This is a genomic window from Psychrobacter sp. DM4 (assembly GCF_051307035.1).
GTDB lineage: Bacteria > Pseudomonadota > Gammaproteobacteria > Pseudomonadales > Moraxellaceae > Psychrobacter.
Map to the genome: position 1 here is coordinate 22,741 of NZ_CP195537.1, position 20,385 is coordinate 43,125.

Annotated in this window: 16 protein-coding genes and 2 pseudogenes; 5 read left to right on the forward strand and 13 right to left on the reverse strand. The window is 42.0% G+C overall.

Annotated elements, in window-relative coordinates:
• Positions 1–32 precede the first annotated feature (32 nt).
• Together ACR64G_RS12290 and ACR64G_RS12295 are read right to left on the reverse strand one after the other, a co-directional pair.
• Positions 33–2,081: a heme lyase CcmF/NrfE family subunit gene (locus ACR64G_RS12290; RefSeq protein WP_201532476.1), complete on the reverse strand. Its 2,049-nt coding sequence runs from the start codon at positions 2,079–2,081 to the stop codon at positions 33–35.
• Positions 2,082–2,202: 121 nt separating this feature from the next.
• A complete protein-coding gene (locus tag ACR64G_RS12295; RefSeq protein WP_435980729.1) occupies positions 2,203–4,389 on the reverse strand; it encodes a heavy metal translocating P-type ATPase in 2,187 nt (728 codons plus the stop codon).
• Between the two features lie 142 nt (positions 4,390–4,531).
• Here ACR64G_RS12295 and cadR point away from each other — a divergent pair, with 142 nt between their 5' ends.
• Positions 4,532–4,942, forward strand: a complete 411-nt coding sequence (gene cadR / locus ACR64G_RS12300) for a Cd(II)/Pb(II)-responsive transcriptional regulator (RefSeq protein WP_007394845.1) — start codon at positions 4,532–4,534, stop codon at positions 4,940–4,942.
• Positions 4,943–5,089: 147 nt separating this feature from the next.
• Here cadR and ACR64G_RS12305 read toward each other — a convergent pair whose 3' ends face one another.
• Entirely contained in the window at positions 5,090–5,812 is a 723-nt protein-coding gene (locus ACR64G_RS12305) for a CHAP domain-containing protein (protein ID WP_198336923.1), read from the reverse strand.
• A 796-nt stretch (positions 5,813–6,608) separates the two neighbouring features.
• Positions 6,609–7,253, reverse strand: coding sequence for a DUF411 domain-containing protein (locus ACR64G_RS12310; RefSeq protein ID WP_082787298.1), 645 nt, complete (start codon positions 7,251–7,253; stop codon positions 6,609–6,611).
• A gap of 239 nt (positions 7,254–7,492) precedes the next feature.
• Between ACR64G_RS12310 and lnt the strand changes: the two genes are divergently transcribed.
• Positions 7,493–9,061, forward strand: coding sequence for an apolipoprotein N-acyltransferase (gene lnt, locus ACR64G_RS12315; protein WP_068039556.1), 1,569 nt, complete (start codon positions 7,493–7,495; stop codon positions 9,059–9,061).
• 186 nt (positions 9,062–9,247) lie between these two features.
• Here lnt and ACR64G_RS12320 read toward each other — a convergent pair whose 3' ends face one another.
• Positions 9,248–10,174, reverse strand: coding sequence for a cation diffusion facilitator family transporter (locus tag ACR64G_RS12320; protein ID WP_435980730.1), 927 nt, complete (start codon positions 10,172–10,174; stop codon positions 9,248–9,250).
• 337 nt (positions 10,175–10,511) lie between these two features.
• A pseudogene (locus ACR64G_RS12325) lies at positions 10,512–11,285 on the reverse strand (IS3 family transposase); the annotation flags it as partial.
• A gap of 470 nt (positions 11,286–11,755) precedes the next feature.
• On the opposite strand from ACR64G_RS12325, the gene ACR64G_RS12330 reads away from it, so the two are divergent.
• Positions 11,756–12,046 (forward strand): type II toxin-antitoxin system Phd/YefM family antitoxin, encoded by a 291-nt coding sequence (locus tag ACR64G_RS12330; protein ID WP_087813576.1) that lies wholly within the window; start codon positions 11,756–11,758, stop codon positions 12,044–12,046.
• On the forward strand, positions 12,043–12,297 hold the full coding sequence (locus tag ACR64G_RS12335) for a Txe/YoeB family addiction module toxin (protein WP_087813577.1): 255 nt from the start codon (positions 12,043–12,045) through the stop codon (positions 12,295–12,297). Before ACR64G_RS12330 ends, ACR64G_RS12335 begins: the two co-directional genes overlap by 4 nt.
• Positions 12,298–13,473: 1,176 nt before the next feature.
• Here the strand turns inward: ACR64G_RS12335 and ACR64G_RS12340 are convergent.
• The 7 genes and pseudogenes from ACR64G_RS12340 to ACR64G_RS12370 all read right to left on the reverse strand — a co-directional run bounded on the left by ACR64G_RS12340 (position 13,474) and on the right by ACR64G_RS12370 (position 17,459).
• Positions 13,474–14,442, reverse strand: coding sequence for a DNA-binding protein (locus tag ACR64G_RS12340; RefSeq protein WP_435980731.1), 969 nt, complete (start codon positions 14,440–14,442; stop codon positions 13,474–13,476).
• 236 nt (positions 14,443–14,678) lie between these two features.
• Positions 14,679–14,888 carry a hypothetical protein gene (locus ACR64G_RS12345; RefSeq protein ID WP_435980732.1) on the reverse strand — a complete coding sequence of 70 codons (210 nt, stop codon included), beginning with the start codon at positions 14,886–14,888 and terminating at the stop codon, positions 14,679–14,681.
• Positions 14,875–15,161 (reverse strand): annotated as a pseudogene (locus ACR64G_RS12350) (BrnT family toxin). The gene ACR64G_RS12345 and the pseudogene ACR64G_RS12350 overlap by 14 nt, the downstream one beginning before the upstream one ends.
• Positions 15,162–15,169: 8 nt before the next feature.
• Entirely contained in the window at positions 15,170–15,385 is a 216-nt protein-coding gene (locus ACR64G_RS12355; protein WP_435980733.1) for a type II toxin-antitoxin system RelB/DinJ family antitoxin, read from the reverse strand.
• An 80-nt stretch (positions 15,386–15,465) separates the two neighbouring features.
• Positions 15,466–16,419 carry a replication initiation protein gene (locus ACR64G_RS12360; protein WP_045448300.1) on the reverse strand — a complete coding sequence of 318 codons (954 nt, stop codon included), beginning with the start codon at positions 16,417–16,419 and terminating at the stop codon, positions 15,466–15,468.
• Between the two features lie 329 nt (positions 16,420–16,748).
• Positions 16,749–16,919: a hypothetical protein gene (locus tag ACR64G_RS12365; protein WP_270897722.1), complete on the reverse strand. Its 171-nt coding sequence runs from the start codon at positions 16,917–16,919 to the stop codon at positions 16,749–16,751.
• A 198-nt stretch (positions 16,920–17,117) separates the two neighbouring features.
• The gene (locus tag ACR64G_RS12370; RefSeq protein ID WP_435980734.1) at positions 17,118–17,459 is read right to left on the reverse strand and encodes a hypothetical protein; all 342 of its coding nucleotides are present in this window, start codon (positions 17,457–17,459) and stop codon (positions 17,118–17,120) included.
• 264 nt (positions 17,460–17,723) lie between these two features.
• Between ACR64G_RS12370 and ACR64G_RS12375 the strand changes: the two genes are divergently transcribed.
• A complete protein-coding gene (locus tag ACR64G_RS12375; RefSeq protein ID WP_435980735.1) occupies positions 17,724–20,360 on the forward strand; it encodes a MobA/MobL family protein in 2,637 nt (878 codons plus the stop codon).
• The last annotated feature ends 25 nt before the right edge of the window (positions 20,361–20,385 follow it).

The window sequence follows — 20,385 nt, forward strand, 5'->3', positions numbered from 1 at the left end:
TTTTGCTCAGGAGTATTATTCGACATAGTCATTTATTTCTCCTTTAGTGTCGACATCGTCGATGCTGAGATTGCCTGCTCAATAGCTACCTCATTGACTCCATCAGTAGCCAGATCACCAGTAACTAGCAACGGAGCTTTAACTTTTTTGATGCGGTATCGTTTATCAAGCATGCTAATTAATCCACCTAGAGCCATGATAATTGCCCCTAACCAAATCCAGCGAATTAATGGTTTTACATAAATCCTTAATGCCCATTGGTTACTACCATCGGCAATAGGTTCGCCCAGTGCGACATAAACATCGCGCATTAGGCTAGCATCAATGGCCGCCTCAGTGGTCGGCATAGTGCTAATGATATAAGTACGCTTTTCTGGATTCAGTTTCGCCGCTTCACGACCGTTTTTGGATACCACGACTTGCGCCTGCGTTGCATCAAAGTTACTCCCCTTTATTTCAAAAAATTCAGTTACTTCAAAATCGTAACCTTGAACATTGACTGTATCGCCAATACCCATTGCTACGTCACGCTCAATGCTCAAACTACTAGTAAAGGCTATGCCAATGACAGCAACCAATACGCCAATATGAGCAGTCTGTTGACCCCAATAGCTCAGACGCAACTGCCGCAAACCGTTAAAAAGATTAGGCGCATTCTTAGTTTTATCTTTAAAATCAACTGCCATCCATAGCAGTACCCAAAAGCTAACGGCTAAAGTCACACCAATATTAAGCATAGACGATGGATTAACAAAGTAAGTAATAATGGCGGCTAATACTAAGCTACTAACGGCGATGACCATGCCTATACCCAGTAGTGGACGGGTGTCTTTTTTCCAGCGAATATTTGAGCCCATACCCATAGCTATTAATAACAGCCACGTTAAAGGTACAAATAATGCATTAAAATAAGGAGGGCCAACGGACACTTGTCCTAAACCAAAGGCATCAGCGATAATAGGGTAAAGGGTGCCGAGCAGCACCACTAAGGTTGCAATCAAAATGATGGCGTTGTTGATCACTAAAAAGGACTCACGTGAAATCAGCTGATATTGACTTTCAACGGTTAAACGCCAACCGCGAACGGCAAACATCAATAGACCACTACCGATGATAATGCCAAGAATAGCTAAGATGACCAAACCACGCGTCGGATCAGCGGCAAACGAATGCACTGAGGTAAGGACTCCAGAGCGTACCAGGAACGTGCCAAGCAAGCTTAAGGCAAAGGCGAAAATAGCCAGCATGATGGTCCATGCTTTAAACACCCCGCGCTTTTCAGTGACTGCTAATGAATGCAGCAATGCTAAGCCGACAAGCCAAGGCATAAACGAGGCGTTCTCTACCGGATCCCAAAACCACCAACCGCCCCAGCCAAGCTCGTAGTAGGCCCACCACGAGCCCAGTGCAATACCAATGGTCAAAAATCCCCAAGCCGCGAGCGCCCATGGACGTGACCAGCGTGTCCAAGCAGCATCTAAACGCCCTTCCCACAATGCCGCCATACAAAATGCAAAAGGTACTACCATACCCACATAGCCCATATATAACATGGGCGGGTGAATAATCAGACCGAAATCTTGTAGGACAGGATTTAAATCAGCGCCATCGACCGCTAGATTGGGTAAGGTACGCTCAAACGGTGACGAGGTAAATATCAGCATTGTTAGCATCATTAACTGTACACCGGCCAAAATAACTAATACCCGCGCACGCATTGATAACGGCAAGCCGCGACTAAAGTATGATACCAGTGCACACCATGTGGCCATGATGGTCATCCATAGCAGCAAAGAGCCCTCGTGTCCGCCCCATGTCGCCGATAACTTATAGTACCAAGGCAACAGCGTATTGGAATGCTGCGCGACGTAACTGAGGCTAAAATCATTATAATAAAAACCTGCTATCAAAGCACCAAATGACGTTATCATGGCGGCAAACTGTGCCCAAGCTAAGCTAGGGGCTAGTCGTTGCCAAGCAACTTGGTTACGAATAACACCAATAGTTGGCAGAATTACCTGCAATAACGCCAATACAAAAGCGGTAAGCAAGGCAAAATAGCCCAATTCTGTAATCAACATACGGTCTAACCTTATTTACTCTAATGCGGTTGCAGTTTACTGTAGCGGTGGAATTTTTATTATTAGAACCCACCCCCGAAATCTGCTGCTATCTCTAGTTTTTAATTGATTTCGAAGGGTTTTATTTAACTACTTTAGGCGCAGTTACCATTGAAGGTGCGCCTTTAAAGCGCAGTAAACGTAACGCATTGAGAGTAACGAGCACTGTTGCTCCAGCATCAGCTAGAACCGCAATCCATAGTCCAGTAATGCCGAATACGGTCGTGATCAGAAAGACGCCTTTGAGACCTAAAGCGAAAATGACGTTCTGATGAATGTTGCGCATGGTGGCACGCGAAAGTGCAATCAGATGGGCCATGTCTGTAACACGACTTTTTAATAATGCGATATCGGCCGTCTCAATGGCCACATCGGTACCACCACCCATCGCGATGCCAACATCAGCGGTTGCTAGTGCTGGCGCATCGTTAATACCATCACCCACCATCGCTATTTTGCTGTTATTCTTCATCTCGTTAAGCAAGCGCAGTTTGTCCTCAGGCAACAGCTCAGCTTCCCATTCCACGTCTAAATTACTGGCAAGTGCTTGAGCAGTTAAGCGGTTGTCGCCTGTGAGCATAACAGAGCGCACACCCATCGCTTTGAGCTGAGCCACACCTTCATGAGCGTCGTCTCGTAACTCGTCTCGTAGTGCAACCAATCCAAGCACCGCGCGACTTTGCTCATCGAACAGCACTGAAACGGTTTTGCCCTCATTTTGTAGCGCCTCGATTTGTGTCTGTTGCTCGGCTGAAATTGATGCTTCATCTTCGGCGTAAACAGGCGAACCAATAGCGAACGCACGCCCAGCGACAGTCGCATGCACCGCTTTACCCGCAGTTGCAGAAGCGTTGGAGGCCACAGGTATAACAACTTTAGCAGCTTCAGCATGACTGACAATGGCTTCAGCAAGCGGATGACTAGAACCTGTCTCTACACTGGCAAAGAGTGCCAATACCTTATCTTTACCTTGAGAACCCGCATACTGTTGAGTAAAGGCAACAATATTAGTAACGCGTGGCTTACCTTCAGTTAAAGTGCCGGTTTTATCAAAAGCAACTGTTTTCACTTGGCCGATGATTTCTAAAGCACTACCGCCCTTGATCAGCAAGCCGCGGCGCGCACCGACCGCTAGACCAGAGGCGATAGCAGCTGGTGTTGAGAGCACAAGAGCACAAGGACAAGCGATCAATAATAAGGCTAGACCTCGATATAACCAAGTTGACCAATCTCCGCCCATGGTTAACGGTGGGACGATGATAATTAGGGCGGCAATAGCCATCACAGCCGGTGTATAGTAACGACTGAATTTCTCAATAAAACGGGCAGTGGGTGCTTTGGAAGCTTGCGCTTGCTCTACCAAATCAATAATGCGCGAAATGGTGTTATCGGCGGCTGTCTTTTCTACGCGCACTTGGAGCACACCATCGATGTTAATTGACCCTGCAAATACATTGTCACCCATCGTCTTGGCAACAGGAACAGACTCTCCCGTCACGGGCGAATCATCAAGGCTGGACGCACCTTGAACAATGGAACCATCAGCAGATACCCTATCTCCAGGACGCACCAGCACAAGGTCATTCACTTGTAATGAAGTCGCTGGAACGTTACGCTGCCCACCTTGAGCATCAAGTAAAATTGCACTTTTCGGAACCAGCGATGATAAGGCTCTGATGCCAGCGCGAGCGCGATCAGCAGCGATACTCTCAAACAGTTCACCGATTGAGAACAAAAAGACAACTGCTGCGGCCTCTTCAGCTTCACCAATGATAAGTGCGCCAAGCACGGCGACGGACATCAGCGTTTCAATTGAAAAGAATGAACCTGTTTTAGCCAGTGCTAAGGCTTTGCGTGCAAATGGAAAAACGCCTACAATCACAGCGATGGCAAACACCCATATCCCATAAGCGGGGAACAGTAGTGACAGTGCATAAGCGCTGCCCATCAAAATACCGAGACCAACAACCTGTTTGCCTTTTTGAGTTTGCCACCACCGCTTATCCTGCGGAGCCATCTGATTGTCGCTGTCAATATCAATAGCCGATACAGTTTGTTGACCAGTATTGGCAGATATACCGAACCCTAGGCTTTTGATGGTTTTTTCGATATCACTAGCCTGAGTCGGCGCATCAGGGGCTAAATTTAGCTCTAGCGTTTCTGTAGCGAAATTCAGCTGAACATCAGAAACCCCAGGCATACGTTTCAAAGCTGTTTCAATCTTGCCGATGCAACTGGCACAGTCCATACCTTCAATATGATATTTCATAATAATTTACCCTTTGAATAATGATATTATGAACCCTATAGTGGCTTTAGAGTCAAGGTTATTTATCTACAGTTTCGTAATTTTAATTTCTCTAGCGCTAGTCTTTACAGCCACTTTAATTATTTAAATCATAGAGGTTGTTATGACAATCAAAATTGGTGAGCTCGCTAAACGCACAGGTGCCACAGTAGAAACCATTCGCTATTATGAAAAAGAGCGTTTATTACCCGAGCCTTTTCGTAGCGAAGGGAATTATCGTTTATATAATGAAGAGCACATTGAGCGTCTACAATTTATCCTACATTGCCGTACGCTCGATATGGCTTTAGATGATGTGCGAATCTTACTTGAATACTGGGAGTCGCCTGACAAGGACTGCGGCGATGTGAATAACTTGCTAGATGAGCACATTCATGCTGTGGAAATACGAATGGAAGAACTGATGCACTTAAAGCATCACTTGACCGTTTTGCGCCAGAAATGTGCAAGTAGTGCACCAGCGTCATCATGTGGCATTTTAAACGCGCTTGTCGATAACTCCTGTCATGAGTAATGATATCAGTAGTGTTCATTTCTGACGGATCAAATCATGAAAGGTTAAATACGCCCTGATGTTAAGCACAAAAAAACCCAGCAATGATATTAAGATCACTACTGGGTTGGAGGAAATAACAACTATGTTGTGCTGACTTATCAGGTCTTATTTATCATTCATAGCAAGGTGGATATTACGATCTGATGCGGATGCGTCATCCACGTATTTTGAATCGCGCCATGTCGTATAAGCATAGACACCACTGTATGGGCTGATGCTGTTCTGACGGAAATCAGAAATCCAATTTTCGCCATCAAATATTTGGATATGGCCATGCGGGCGCTTTGATGAGCGATCATAGACAATAACATCACCTACTTGGGTTGGCATATCATTACTGATTTTGCTAAAACCTGCTTTATCAAGCGTGCCACGAGTGGCGTACTGATAGGCTGAAGGATTGGGTGTAAATTCATAACCAGCTGATTGTAGTGCTTTACGTACGTAACGGGCACAATATCCAGAGCTGCCAGATAAAGCCACTTTTGAGGCGCGAGCAGCAGCGATAGCGGGGGCTGAATTGCTGTCAGGAACCTTATTGACTTGCTGCTGTTGTTTTTCAGCGTATAAGCGGCTGTTTAATGATGAAAGCTGATTCTCTTTTTGCTTGGCCTGCGCACTTAGGTTGCTAATTGCTTGACTAATTTCATCATTATTAGAAACATAAGCACCACTTTTGGTGCTATAGATGTTTTTTGATGAACCGTAGTTTGATGCCACAGAAGTATTGGTGATGGTATTATTTGTTTGAGAGATTGTGATAGCAGCACCACTCGTTTGTGCTATGCCCATACCCAGTACTGACAAAATCAATAAAGCCTGTTTCATAAATCTAATACCTACGGTTAATTCAAAATCGTCTGTTATCAACAACAGCGCAGTCAATTAAATCTCAACAACACAAGTATATATACGTCATAGTGACTGATACTTCTGCTGCATATTATTCATATAAAAAATAATTATTGGCGATCACAGCTCATTGAAGTCTTACGAAGCTGTTACAAATCAAGCTGCTGACCAAAACACAAAGCCGACTTTAGCATAGGCTGTTTAGCCTGTCATCACCCTTAAAAACCCCAAAAATACTTTTTTGATGTTGAAAAAATTGCTAATATCCCACATTTTACAATGTAAGTTTGTGTAACATGTACAGAATATAGCTGACTAGATTGACCACAATTTCTACTGTTTTATAAGCAAAAAAACGTCTGAGGGTTAAATCTATAATTTAGATTTAACCCTCAGACGTTTTTTTATTGGATGAAGTAATTACCCTATATAGGGTCTAACTAATTATTAAGATAATATAATAATTTATAATATTAATATAGATGCTAATTCCCTACTAGCTTATGTAATATTACGTAATTGTTTCGATACATCCTGTATATTCTTGTATTAACCCTTAGTTATTTATCTATTTTAAGGGTTAATAACCGATAAATCCGCTTACATTGTCATCAAAAGTTACAAATTCAAAGTTATTTTTAATTTTAAAGTCGCAATAGCTAATGAATTTTTTGATGAAGAATCATTTTATAAGCAATAGAACAGTCTTATACTTGCTTCATTCGCTTTTAACGCTAACACTATAATCAAAGTATTCTTAACTGCTAACACACTATAATTGCTGCTCTACCGATTCAATATCAGCATAAACTTGGGTCGTCCCGTCTTTATTGAGTTGCATAACCTGATAGGGCATGAATTTATTTTGATACTCCATACCCGGGCTACCAACAGGCATGCCAGGTACGGCAAGACCCATAGCTTGTACTGGCGGATTTTCTAAAAACTGCGCCATATATTTAGCGGGTACATGACCTTCAAAGACGTAACCATCAGTAGTGACTACAGTATGGCAAGAACGCATTTCATTTGGAACGCTGTAGCGCTCTTTAAATACGGCTAAGTCCGCAACATCTTGCGCGGTTGCACTTAGACCATTATCTTCTGCATGACTTATCCATTCTTTACAGCAGCCGCAATTGGCATCTTTATAGACAGTGGCTGAGACGTTTTTTAGTAGGTCTGGTTTACTTACTGATGTCATCATAGGAGTATTTATAACGTTTGGTTCAGCTGTCTTCGGAACAGTCACTACATCTTCAGTTGATGCCGATGTTGTGCTTGCATCAGATACGCCACTACTCGGTTGGCTACAAGCAAATAGTGATGAGGCGGCAAGTAATACTAACGTACTACGCAACCCCTTAGACAGATAACGATTGAATATAAGACTGGATTTTATTTTTAAGGGGGTCATAGTGCTCTCTCATGTACTGTAGATATTGTGAGCTATAGAAGGTCAAGTAACACTTCATATCGTTTGGTAATGTAGCATAATAACCCATCAAACGGAGTACGTAAATTTATCCATTGAGCAGTGCGGACTGGTATCATAAGCAGCTTTCATTTTGAAATGCTGCCTGTAGTATTAACAGGTCTATCCGAGTTTTGGATTTTGACTAAAAATTCAAAACTCATAATTTTGGATAATTTGCGATGCGCCTGTCTACTATTAATCTACAAAAGCGTTTGAGTACTCACTCAAATCAATTACCGCTATGGTTTACGCTAGTAGCAGCATGGCTTGCAGGGGCTATTTTTTTATTTGCGCTAGCGCCTCATGGGTTCTGGCCGCTAGCAATAGTGTCACCAGCGATTTTATATGCGCTGTTGGTACCAAATATGAGTGGTCGTCGCGCTTTTATTATCGGTGAAGCTTACGGTATGGGGCTATGGTGCGTCGGCGGCTTTTGGCTCTATACTGCCATCCATGATTATAGCGATACTCCAACGTGGCTCGCATTGATTATGATTGGATTGATGGGTCTCGGTATGGGACTGTTTCATGGATTTTTAGCACTAGTCTTTAACCGTATGGTAGGCAAACAACCCTTTTCATTTGCTGCTCTTTGGGTGCTACAAGAATGGTTAAAAACTTGGTTATTCACAGGCTTTCCGTGGCTGTTTGTTGGTTATGCATTTACTGAAGAGTATTGGTTATCGTCCTTAGCACCCGTTGCTGGTGTTTTTGCCGTCTCTTTTGTTGCCATACTATTGGCTGCAAGTTTAGTAGAGCTACTGCTTCGACGCAGTAGTTATGCCGTCGTTTCTGTACTGTTATTAGCCATTAGCACATCATTATGGCTGGTCAATCCGCAATGGACAAAACCTAAGGGCACACCTGATCTGTCAGTGTCATTGATTCAAGGTAATATTTCACAAGATATAAAGTGGCTGACGCAATATCAAGTAGAAACGCTAAAGATTTATGCGAAGTTAACGCGCACTGAGTGGGGACGTGATGTGGTGGTGTGGCCTGAATCATCTATTCCGATGTTTCAGGATGAGGCTGCGGGCTTTATTAGTGAAATGATAGAAATGGCCAATGCGACCAATACGACATGGATAACTGGTATCCCTTATAAGGATAAAGCGGCATTCAATGCCAGTACGGATAAGTATCCCCCATTTTACAATAGCGTGATTGCTCGAGGTGTAGAAGCGGAAGGCCTATACAAGAAGCAGCGTCTAGTGCCTTTTGGAGAGTATATTCCATTTGAAGGCGTGCTCGATATTTTCCCAAGTTTGGCCGGTAGTCAGGATATTAAGAGCTATAGTCGTGGTAGTGATCAGCAGTCACCGCTAAAGGTGCGTGAACACAATATAGGGACGGCTATCTGTTATGAGGTAGCTTATCCAGATACCACGCGTAAAAATGCCATCGATACTGACTTTTTGTTGACCGTCTCTAACGATGCCTGGTTTGGCACTTCAGCAGGACCATTGCAACATTTGCAAATGGTACAAATGCGCGCGCTTGAGAACGGGCGCTGGTTTATTCGAGCGACCAATACTGGTGTTACCGCTATCATTAACCATAAAGGTCGTATTGTAAAACGCGCACCGCAGTTTGAGCGTACTGTACTACGTGGTGAGATACAGGCACGGGTTGGTAACACGCCCTTTATGCTTATGGGAAATTATCCTATCTTGATAATAATAACCCTGTTATTACTAATAAGCTATTTTGGCAAAGGTCTAACCACACTTAGAAGACGAGGGTAATAGTAAACTTAATCATAATAATTTAATCAGCGTAAGTTTTTTATTTTTTCTAGGTAACGTCCTAACGCACGTAAATATAAAAGTTTTAAACTATTGATCACATAAGAACTGATTGAAAAAATTATGTTGACATAAGGCACGCGCCTCATACTTAAAAAGAGATAGCTATATACGGTCTATCATCTTTTAGTTGATACTTTCATTTAATGCACGCGATTTTTGATTGTCATCTGCCTTAGTACCAAATTCAATAGTTGCATGTTGTATATTCTGATGCGCCAAATCTTCCTTGATGTTTTCTTTCATAGTAATAGTCTCTTCAAACGTTATATTGGTCTTCGGTACAATATGAACTGTAAGAGCATTCTCAGTGGTACTCAAAGCCCAGATATGTAAATGATGAAAGTTTTGAATAAAATTATAGCTCTCTAAGATAGCAGTGATTTTACTGAGATCAACATTTTGAGGTACTCCGTCGATAGCAAGCTTGATACTCTCTTTTAGTAGACCCCAAGTCGATAACAGTATAACGACTGAAATAATCAAGCTAACTAGAGGATCAACGATATTCCAACTTGTATAGTAAATAATAATGCCCGAGATAACGACACCTACAGAGACCAATGCATCTACCATTAGATGCAAGAAAGCACCTTTGACATTAATATCGTCTTTTTGACCTTTGTAGAATGCAAAAGCAGAAACAGTATTTATAAATACACCTATTAGAGCTGTAATAATAATAACTTTTCCTGCAACTTCCGGTATCGTATCAAATCGACCCAAGGCCTCATACGCAATACCTATAACGATTGTAACTAACAATATGGCGTTAATAAGAGACGCCATTATAGAAGCTTTTTTGTAGCCATAGGTATAAAGCGTAGTAGATGCTTTCTGTGCTAATTTCATTCCAATTAACGAGATTATTAAACTGGCAACATCACTTAAGTTGTGGCTAGCGTCTGCGATTAAAGCTAATGAATTAGTTGAGTAGCCCACTATAAACTCGATGAGCGTAAATGCAGAATTTAGACCAATCCCAATATAAAAAGCTTTATTCATATTTTTAGGGTCTGGAGCTTGATGACTGTGGTTATCTGAATTACTCATAATTTACCCTTGTTTAGGTTGCTGCATTTTATTAAAGGTAGAAAATAAGTTTATTGCATATTTTCTATATTGCACAGTCAATATTGCTCTAATACCGTAGACCCACTTATTTTTATCAATAAACTGAGCCACAACTTGATTGTGTGTCCTATCTCTCCTTGGGCGAAAAAAGCGGATTTTACTGTAATCTAACTGGCTTACGTAAGCTTCTTGTTCTCATGTTCAAGCTCTTTAGTATGTGTAGCTTAGTCTTGAATGTTGGTTAGTATAGTTTCATTAGTGTGCTTTTTATGACATGTGAACCGCCCCGACTATATCGGAGGCTGATCTACTTGAGTCAGGCAGCGATGCCTGACAGGGTTAAATTATCATAATACCGCTTTTCAAACTCAAAGGGTGACACATATCCAATCGTGCTATGTAGACGCTTCTTGTTGAACCAATCCACCCACTCAAGGGTTGCCAGTTCAACATCGTTCACACCAGTCCAGTTCTGCTTTAAATAATGAATCACCTCAGACTTGTAAAGCCCATTGACCGTTTCAGCCAATGCATTGTCGTATGAATCGCCTGTTGTACCAACAGAAGCAATCACGCCAGAGTCCGTCATCTTATCGGTATAGCGAATAGATAAGTACTGAACCCCTCGATCACTGTGATGAATGACATCCTTAGGGTTGTTCCTGTCTGCTATCGCCTGATTTAGCGCAGCCATAACCATATCGGTATTCATGCGATTCGATACTTTCCAGCCCACAATAGCGCGAGCAAATACATCAATAATAAAAGCGGTATATACCCAGCCGCTAGTTGTTTTTATATAGGTGAAGTCAGCTACCCAAAGCTGATTGGGTTGACGTGCATTAAAGTTACGATTGACTAGGTCATCAGCGCGTTTTTGGTCGTCACGGCTGTTGGTGGTAATCTTACCCTTACCGCGCCAGACACCTTGCATACCATACTGCTTCATTAAACGCTCTACGGTGCAACGAGCAACCTTTACGCCATCAGCCTTCATCTGCTGCCAGACTTTACGAACACCGTAACGGCATTTACTGTCCTGCCAGATATGTTTGATTTCGCTGATGTAGAAGTCGTCATGCTGACTGCGTAATGAACCGCCCTGAGATTGTCGGAGACTCAACATCCTGAGAGAATACGACAATAAAAAAATAAAACTACGCCCTTTGATCTTTATTTAAAGGCATCACAACGCCATATAAAAATCGATTTAATGCAGTAAGGCTTGATAATAACCATTATATTGCATTCATAATTGCTTTTCTGCAAAATGGTATGAGTATATGAGTATATGAGTATATGAGTATATGAGTATATGAGTAAAATTTGTTTCTTTCGACAATATAAGGCGGCAAACGTGCCAAGAAATTTAAACTAAGATCAATATGTCAGCTTTCATATGTACGTTTTAAAAAGATACATGAAGACATATCAAATTATCCCTTTGCTTCTTACTAATATATGTACAGATATAAGTACAGATATAGTATATACTAGTATAACATTCAACCTATAATGATAGGTCATATAACCAACATAATTAAACGTGGAGTAATTATTATGGACGTTGTGAACTACACTGATTTTAGAAAGAGCTTAGCAAAGTATATCGATAAGGTAGACACTGATAAAGGCCCGATATTAATTACAAGACAAAATGCTAAACCGACGGTATTAATGAGTTTAGAAGAGTTTAACTCGTATGAGGAAACACTGCATCTTTTAAGCAGCCCTACCAATGCCAAGCGTCTCAGACGCTCTATTGCTGATGCTAAAGCTGGTCGCTTGATTGAACGTGAGATTGATGCCAAAGATATGCCACTCACTTTTGATGATGAGGTAGACGCTTGATACTATCTTGGACGGAAGACGCGTGGGAGGACTATGAGTACTGGCAAAGAACCAGTAAAGAGAAAGTCAAACAGATCGGTAAGCTGATTAAAGCCATCAAACGTGACCCATTTAAGGGTATTGGCAAACCTGAACCACTCAAACATGACCTTGCAGGCTACTGGTCTCGTCGAATTGATCAAGAGCATCGGCTGGTTTATGAAATTCAAGATGATGCGATCATTATCGTCCAGTGCCGTTATCATTACTAAGCAAAGGTATAACAGCTCAAAAAGTGCCTGATTTATAATTAGGCACTTTTTCATAGTGATAGGTAGTTAGTTAATGTCCAGAAACGTTCTTTAATTCTTGAGACATCTCAGCAATCAACTGACGCGAGTACTTAGCCACGATTTGTATTTCAGAATAGCTATGGTCAACCTTTAAGAGACTTGCGATGATTTGACGCTTCTTAGTAACGGGTCTACGGCTTCTATGTTTATTTTCTGCTTTAGCCTAAGTAATTTAAAAATGCCCTAGATATTAAAAACCTAATCTATATGACAAACAAAAAAATGCCTCTGGGAGTTGACTCCTAGAGGCATTTAGTTTTTAATGTAATTAACGGTTACAGTGTGCGTCAACACCCTGTAACGAACAAATAAGCATACGCAGTGCGTTATTTGAACAGCATTAAATGCCCGTGTAGGTGCATTTTATCCAAAATATGCTTTCATATCAACCTTATTCACTATACATTTTAAAAACTGCTTGTTCGCTCGTTACCTCCTTGTGCTGCTCTCTCTGTAATTGTTACCCGTCAAATGGGTGGCAGGCCTCGGCGACGACTGCGTTTGACATAAGGGTGAGCTCCCTACAGGGGTGACTAGACAAAGGATCAGAGCAACGCAATGAGTGGTTACTCGTGCATATCGTAGCGGTATATTGGGTTTAGGCCCTTGCTAGCGTATGACAGCACAGTAGCGGTTAAGAGCGTGTCTAGGCGGTGCTATCAGCCGTAATCTTAACAACCGTAGCTTGATACAGTGATACGGTCTTGATGACGCGATGGGCGATGAAGTCGGCATGACTAATCACATCAAATCCAAGGAATGCACTAAAGCGTTTGTGAGTATTTTTTTACTCATAAACGCTTTAGGGTGAGTGTTCCTTGAAATCTGCTCAAGGCTCCAAAATCAGCATAAATTCACTTAGGCTAACTTAAGTAGTATATAGCCCACTCGGCTATATACTATAAGAGTCCAGAGAAAAATTTAGAATAGTTAATATACAACAATCACTTATTCAGTGAGTCGATATTGTCATGGTTGATTCATAAGCTTAGTGTGAATAGAACGAGATCTATGTCTTGGGCAAAGTATCTTTCACACTCATAACTGTTCTTTATCTTGAAATTCTAATTAAACTGAAACCTCGAATACTTTTATTTAATCAGCATCCAAAGCATTATCTTTGTTTTGAATAAGTATCAGAGCATCTTGTGCTTTCTTAAGTTGATCTTGTAACAGAGTCACTTGTTCTTGCTCCGATAGGTGATGGCTTGATAGCTCGCTATACTGCTTATTCAGTACGCTATGCTCAGCTTCAAGCTTAGCCTGTGTTTGGGTCAGCTGATCGTTGAGTCCTGATAGCTTGTTACGCTCAGCGACTATGGCCTTTAACTCCCCTTTGACTTCTGCTGTGTCAGTCGCTATCTCATTGCGTTCAGTGGTGACTGTCTTTAGCTCACCCTTAGTCACTGTCAGTTCTGTTTGTAGACGTGCAATTTCTGCTTTATCGCTACTAGCAGTGGCTTCAAGCGTGGCCACTTTTGATAGGTTGGCATTTAACTCTTTTGACTGCTGATCAAAGGTATGGCGCAGATCTGCAAGTTGAGCTTGGGCTGCATCTGTCTTAGCTCGTTCAAGCTCAAGCGCGTGCTGAGTATCACTGAGCGTCTGTAACAGCGTATCACGCTCAGCAGTCATTTGAGCTGTACTGATTGCTGCTGCCTCTGCCGTTGCTGTGACTTCATCGAGCTGTACCAACAAATCGGCTTGTTCACTCTCTAGCGTTTTAACCGCCTCTTGCGCCTCATCTGTTTCAGCTTGTGCCTTGGCCTTAATACTCTCTAGTGCCTCACGCTCTTTCACCAAGCGATCATTGGCGATATCAATGGCCGTCTGCCACATATCCGCACCAAGCGCTTGTAAGCGCTCAGTGATGCCACTTGGCAGCTCAACCTGTCTGAGCTGCTCTTCTTCTTGGTTATCCTGACGCCAAGACTTCATCGCCTCACTGATGGTTGTGAATGAACCGCCACCCAAAGCCTTACGCACCTCAGCTAATGTTGGCTTAATTCCTTGTTCTTGCAATTGGTCGGCAGTGGCATGAATCTGCTCTGTAGTAATGGCCATAATCATTGTCCTTAATAATGTTGTATGAGTAAATATGTAGTTTTTGTATTATATGTATATAGTATAATACATATTACAACATAATACAATGCAAGATATAAAAAAACCTCAAGTGATCTTGAGGTTATGGTCGTTAAATTATGACTAGTGATCCGCTAAGTACTTTTCTAGCGCATCATTGATCATTTCTTGATAATCACCACCTGTTTGCTTGGCTCTATCCTTAAACTTGGCCATTATACTTGGGTTGATGACGCTTGCCTTGGCAGAGAACGGAACGCTTGCGGCTTAATGCTGCCACGGATAGCGTTTGACCAATCCGTAACTTCTGGAATATCTGATAAATCAATATTGTCATCACTAAGCGTTGCTAAATATTCTAAGTCCGCTTGTTGCTTTGCCGTTAGTGGTGGTAAATCGTCTATTTGATAGCTAACCTTGTTCATATTGCCTCCTCTCACTCTTTGTGGCACACCTAGCCGAGATAATGCGTATAACCTCGCCACCATCTATGTCTGTCTGCGTATGGGCTACTAATAAGACTGCTGTGCCGTCTATTGTACCCAGCGCCTGCCACCGCTCCTCACCATTTTCATACCTGTCTTGCTGACGCAGGCATAAAGGATCTAAAAAACCCGGGTAGCTGCCTCAAATGATAAACGGTGTTTGCACTGATTGGTGATGTTTTTTTGTTCATCCCATTCAAATCTAATACTCATCTTTTCTCTCAATCAGTATGCTCTTTATAGATTGGCAATTCATCTTGACTGACAGCTGCTACTTTCTGATACTCAAAAGATAGTGGCACTTTATTGGTTTGCGCCACTTGAGTTAAGAACAATTTGATTGCTTGAGACGGCGTTAATCCATAGCTTTCAAACACGGCAAAGGCGCTATCCTTGAGCTCTTGATCGAGCCTGATATTATAATTGGTTGTCGTCATGGCATTACAAATGGCTTATATATGTACGTACAATATAAACCATTTGTAATGCCAAAACTACTAAGCATGCTTTTTTCATATTATGATTTCTGCTTAGGGAACGTATAGCCTATCGCCAGTAAGTGCTTTTTGTGGGTCTTTAAAAAAGCCTCATCTCTTAATTGAGTGTGTAACCAACTAATAACTTCTTGAGTGCTTTTACCTGATGGTGCGTAACTACCAAACGGTGAGTAGTTAGCCAACAAAGGGGCAAAACGATCAATTTGCTTAACGGTTAGAGGTGGGATATCTCTATCCTCATTATTCTGATTTAAGCCCTCCTGTCCTTTTTTCTTAGTTGGCTTGGCCTTGACGGTGAATGTCAAACCTGTAACTGTGCGTCCACGTTTGATGTTTTCATAGGTGATTTTGATGTCGGTTTTCTGATTAATTTCTTTTATGGGCCCATCAACTGCATTCTCTTTCAAATTGTTGATGCGCTCATACGACTTAGGCGTGCCAAGTTCTTGCCTATATTGATCTAAAGTCATAGAAAAACCACCCTTCCCCTCAGACTTTTTTGCTAGATGGTAAAGGTCTAACGAGTAAGTCAATTTGAGGTTTAAGATATCTTCTTTTAAATATTTAGTGTAAGGGTTGAGCTTATCAAAAACCTGAAGTAAGTATATTACCTCATCTGTAAAATGCATCGATATATAGCCATCTGCATATTTCGACCTGATTAGCCATTGAACCTCTGTATCATCACCATCCTTATCCTCATAAATGAATGTACGCTTCATTAATTTTTTGCTAGCTGATTTCATTTGCTTATAAGCCGAGTTTCTATCTATTCCGCTAAGCTTAGCAAATTCAGAAGACGCAACCTCTATCGGTGTTTTTTCAGTAGCATTATTAACCCTAACCAATGGGCTCGCTAGAATAATGATGCGCTTCTCATCAATAGACATCTCTCTAAAAGCTTGAGTAATTTTATTCTGCATAACAATCCATTTTTCAGGATATTTTTTTTCGTATAGCTCGACATCATTCATTATGACAACCTCATTATGCTAGTTACTTTAAGATACTAGCATAATGCGGGATAAAAGTAGCATTTAAACGGGATAAAAGTAGCATAATGCGGGATAAAAGTAGCATAATGCGGGATAAAAGTAGCATAATAGAGTGCGTAACCCTTTAATAGCAAAGCTTACAGACTGTCTAAAAGTCTTTAAAAGTTTTTAAAAGTAAAAAATATATTTTTATTTTAAATAATAAGGAAAAAACCAAAAAACCGACGGATTTAAAATGATAATTTGATCGACCAATCACTTGTAAAACTGATCAGTAGCTCAGAATGCAATTGTCCATTTACTTAATGTTATTCCACGTTCGCATGGTTCGGATCAAGCTTAGATCTTTGAAGATCTTCAAAAGCATGGTCAAAGATATTTTGAATATCTTCGTCTGTCATTCTGGACAACCCTGTTTCCACATTCTCAATATCAGTCTCATTTTTTGTAGATAGTTTGCCTTCATTTTCAGTAGCCATTGTTGATACCCCTGCAAACATCTCTCAAAGTACTGCTAAAACGCTCAAAAACCCCTCTTATATGCATTTTAAGCTCTGTTCGATATGATGGTAGCTAAAACCATTTTAAAACGCTTAAAACAGCCGATAATCGCCTCCTGATCTTTCGCTAATTAGCAGATGATCAAGCTGTACCGTCAATTAGGTAATTTCTAGAAGCTACTGCGCTGATGAATCATCATCAAACAATGAACCGTGCTCATTGTCATGATTGTCCTTAGGGGGCGTAAAGCTGCTTGGTGCTACCTGAGCTTTACTTTGTATTTTATTGGCAATTGCTTTCAAAAACTCACGGTGTTTTTTTAAACGAACGTAACTTTCATTATCATGTGCGTCTAAAAATATGGCTTGTAGCTCATGATTTTCATCATCGTCTAATGCGTTGGCCAACCATTCTCCCAACATCTGATATGCCTCAAGTCTGTCCTGATTGATTTCTTTTTTAATAGCCTGTAGCTGCTTTATCTTATCTGCGAATAGATCATCTGATATTACTGACATTATCTCATCCTTTTCTAGTCAACTATGATAGAGTTGATCCTAGCAGTGTACACATAGGGATGCAAGGTAGTAAAATACACAAGGCCACATCGTTTCGTGGGCGCAGTAGTATTTTAACCCTCTGTTAAGAGCGAACTTAGGAGTTTGTGTAAAAAAGACCCACAAGGGGTACTATTTTTTTACATAAACTCCGTCGTTCGGCAGGGGGCGAACCCCCTACAACCCCCCCCCAAAAATCATCTCTCAATATTGGGTTTTTTTGCTATGAATAATAAAGGGTTTCATCTGTCGGTTAGCGCCGTTAGTAAGGCGAAAAATCATAGTGTGGTGGCAAAGTCGGCTTATAATTCTGGCTCAAAACTGGTTGATGAGCAGTCAGGAGTCGTCCACGATTATACCAGTAAAGCTAAAGACAAAATCTTAAACTTAGTGGACAGTGATGGCACTAAATACACGCAAGTTATTGAGAAAAATGTGATGCATACGGCGTTGATAACGCCAACTCTTGCTGGGGATCTAGCAGTGACACGTGAGGGTTTTTGGAATGATATCGAACGCATTGAGACTCGTAAAAACGCGCAATTGGGTACTGAGATTGACGTGATGTTTCCTGATGGGATCACCGCGGATCAGCGTATAGTTCTGGCCGAGCGCTACGCTCAAACCTTATCTGATCGCTATAACGTGCTTGTCGATGTGGCCATTCATCGGCCCCACAGTCACGAGAAACATGTGGGGGAGGTTGAAGTGGTTGAGCTGACCAGTCGTAACTTTCATGCCCATATTTTACTCTCAAGCCGTGAGATAGTAGCGGATGTTGAGGGTTATGCTTTATCAGCACGCAAGAATTGGTTGCAGTGGTCAACGGAGGAGCGTTTATCTAAGGGGTTAAACGGGCGCGGCGATGAGCTTAAATATCAACGCACCCTTTGGGCGGATATGGCCAATGAGCTACTGCCTGAGAATAAAACCATTAGTGAGAAATCCTACCGTGAGCTGGGCATCAGTCGTTTACCAAAAATGAAACTGGGTAAATCACTATATAAGGATATTCTCAAAGGCAATCGTTCAGTGATTCACGAGTACAACGAGACGATTGATGAGATCAATGCTTACATTGAAAAAAATGGTTTAGTAATTGAGTACGACGACAAGGGACGTATTGACCTAGAAAGCAATGAACAAGAGGTTAACGGCGTCACAATACATTATAAAAAGCGTAAACCCTTTGCGCGAATTGAGCTCAGTAATATCCGATTTGTAGATCCTGCCGTTGAACTTGAACCCGCTATCCCTAAAAGTAACAGTCAGACGCATAGTGATGCGGCCAATGATCACGCACTTGATGAGCTTTTAGCAATCTCAGCCGACTTTGTGAGTCAAAAAAAGATGGTACGCAGCGCCTTATTTTCAACCATTGATGCGCTGCATGAAGAGTTAGCGCACCAGTCTAAACAGATTATTACTATTGATAAAAACATTAAGAGTACCCAGCGGTTCACCGAGGAGGTGGGACAGGATTTTAGTGACCCCCGCCAAAAAATGATTGAGCTTGCCAGGCAGATAAGCACAAAAGAGCAAAGTGAGGCACTAAAGGCGGCTTTAGCGTTGGTTGAGGAGTTTAGACAAGATGATACCCTACAAACAGGCCGCGCTGTTAGCCGTCTTGAAGAGCAGCTGTCACAGATTGATAAAACGGTGCTGAACAATAAAACGGTTTTAAAAAAGCTGATCCCGCTTAATAATGAAGTCATTGCTGACTACAAAGGGTTGAAGGCCACGCTAAAACCCTTTGCCGCAAAGCTGAATAAACTGGCGACTGGCTTTAAAGCTCTTGATGAGATTGATGTTGAAAAAACTGAGCTGCAGCGACACTGGCGCGAAGCGTTTGAGGATTTGCAGGCGATCGAGGTAACGAGCAACCTTGATACCTATCATAAGTTCGCGGCACTGGCAGATCTTGATGTTGGGCGTTTTAAAGCGCTTGAGCAAGAGCATGAGGCGCTGCGTGCTCTTAAAGCGGTAGAGATAGATGATACCGCTGAGGCACGTTTGAAGATACTTGTATCTGATGTAAAGACATTTAAAACCGCCAATAATGAAGACATCAAAAAACTAAGGCAGCAAATCAATACCAGTGAAAAAACCTATCAACGCCTATCGCCATTTTATGAGCAGCGTATCGCCCTTCTTGATCAAAGTGAAGCGGTCATTGTGCAAGATGACGACTTATACGATGAGATTACCCGTACCAAGACCACTCAATTGAACGCAGACCGGCTTGATGACTGGCGTAACCGTACGATGGCGCTCCAATACCAGCTCAACAAAGCGCATGAGCAAGCAAAGCTTAAGGAAGAGGCTGAGCGCGCAAGAGAGGATGCTTTGACAAAACGGCGATTAACCTTACAAAAGAGGCGTGAGCAGGTAACCCTGAAGCGTCAACGAATCAATGAGACGAAAGCGTATCGAGATCGGTTTGATAATTTGGTGGTGCGAGTACGTGACCGTGTTGATGCCCTTGATGTCAAGGCCATTGATGCACCGATTGAGGTAATTAAAGCGGCTGAAGCGGTTGCAGAGCACTCTCTTATATTGCACACCCTAAAACGTACTGACAGTTTTACGGCGCTGCAGAAAAGCTTACGAAACACCGATGCCGAAAAAGCAACAGCGCATGTGCAGCAGGCAGCAACGTCGCTATGGCAGCAGCTTGAGCGCTTACCTGACAATCAAGAGAAGATCGAGGTGTTAACCCAAATCAATAAGCGCTTTGAGCACGTTCCTGCTATCACAATAGGTGCGGCAACGCTCACGCAAACCGTGACAGAGCAACTGCAAAAAACAAAGAGTGCTATACAAACGCAAAATCGTAGCTACTCATCCCCAAGCCCGTTTTAACTCCTATTATTACACTGAGCACACC

What these genes read in the sequence shown, in the direction of transcription:
- ACR64G_RS12290 (WP_201532476.1), bottom strand. Translation starts at nt 2,081, where the DNA reads ATGTTGATTACAGAATTGGGCTATTTTGCCTTGCTTACCGCTTTTGTA.
- ACR64G_RS12295 (WP_435980729.1), bottom strand. Translation starts at nt 4,389, where the DNA reads ATGAAATATCATATTGAAGGTATGGACTGTGCCAGTTGCATCGGCAAG.
- cadR (WP_007394845.1), top strand. Translation starts at nt 4,532, where the DNA reads ATGACAATCAAAATTGGTGAGCTCGCTAAACGCACAGGTGCCACAGTA.
- ACR64G_RS12305 (WP_198336923.1), bottom strand. Translation starts at nt 5,812, where the DNA reads ATGAAACAGGCTTTATTGATTTTGTCAGTACTGGGTATGGGCATAGCA.
- ACR64G_RS12310 (WP_082787298.1), bottom strand. Translation starts at nt 7,253, where the DNA reads ATGACCCCCTTAAAAATAAAATCCAGTCTTATATTCAATCGTTATCTG.
- lnt (WP_068039556.1), top strand. Translation starts at nt 7,493, where the DNA reads ATGCGCCTGTCTACTATTAATCTACAAAAGCGTTTGAGTACTCACTCA.
- ACR64G_RS12320 (WP_435980730.1), bottom strand. Translation starts at nt 10,174, where the DNA reads ATGAGTAATTCAGATAACCACAGTCATCAAGCTCCAGACCCTAAAAAT.
- ACR64G_RS12330 (WP_087813576.1), top strand. Translation starts at nt 11,756, where the DNA reads ATGGACGTTGTGAACTACACTGATTTTAGAAAGAGCTTAGCAAAGTAT.
- ACR64G_RS12340 (WP_435980731.1), bottom strand. Translation starts at nt 14,442, where the DNA reads ATGGCCATTACTACAGAGCAGATTCATGCCACTGCCGACCAATTGCAA.
- ACR64G_RS12345 (WP_435980732.1), bottom strand. Translation starts at nt 14,888, where the DNA reads ATGAACAAGGTTAGCTATCAAATAGACGATTTACCACCACTAACGGCA.
- ACR64G_RS12355 (WP_435980733.1), bottom strand. Translation starts at nt 15,385, where the DNA reads ATGACGACAACCAATTATAATATCAGGCTCGATCAAGAGCTCAAGGAT.
- ACR64G_RS12360 (WP_045448300.1), bottom strand. Translation starts at nt 16,419, where the DNA reads ATGAATGATGTCGAGCTATACGAAAAAAAATATCCTGAAAAATGGATT.
- ACR64G_RS12365 (WP_270897722.1), bottom strand. Translation starts at nt 16,919, where the DNA reads ATGGCTACTGAAAATGAAGGCAAACTATCTACAAAAAATGAGACTGAT.
- ACR64G_RS12370 (WP_435980734.1), bottom strand. Translation starts at nt 17,459, where the DNA reads ATGTCAGTAATATCAGATGATCTATTCGCAGATAAGATAAAGCAGCTA.
- ACR64G_RS12375 (WP_435980735.1), top strand. Translation starts at nt 17,724, where the DNA reads ATGAATAATAAAGGGTTTCATCTGTCGGTTAGCGCCGTTAGTAAGGCG.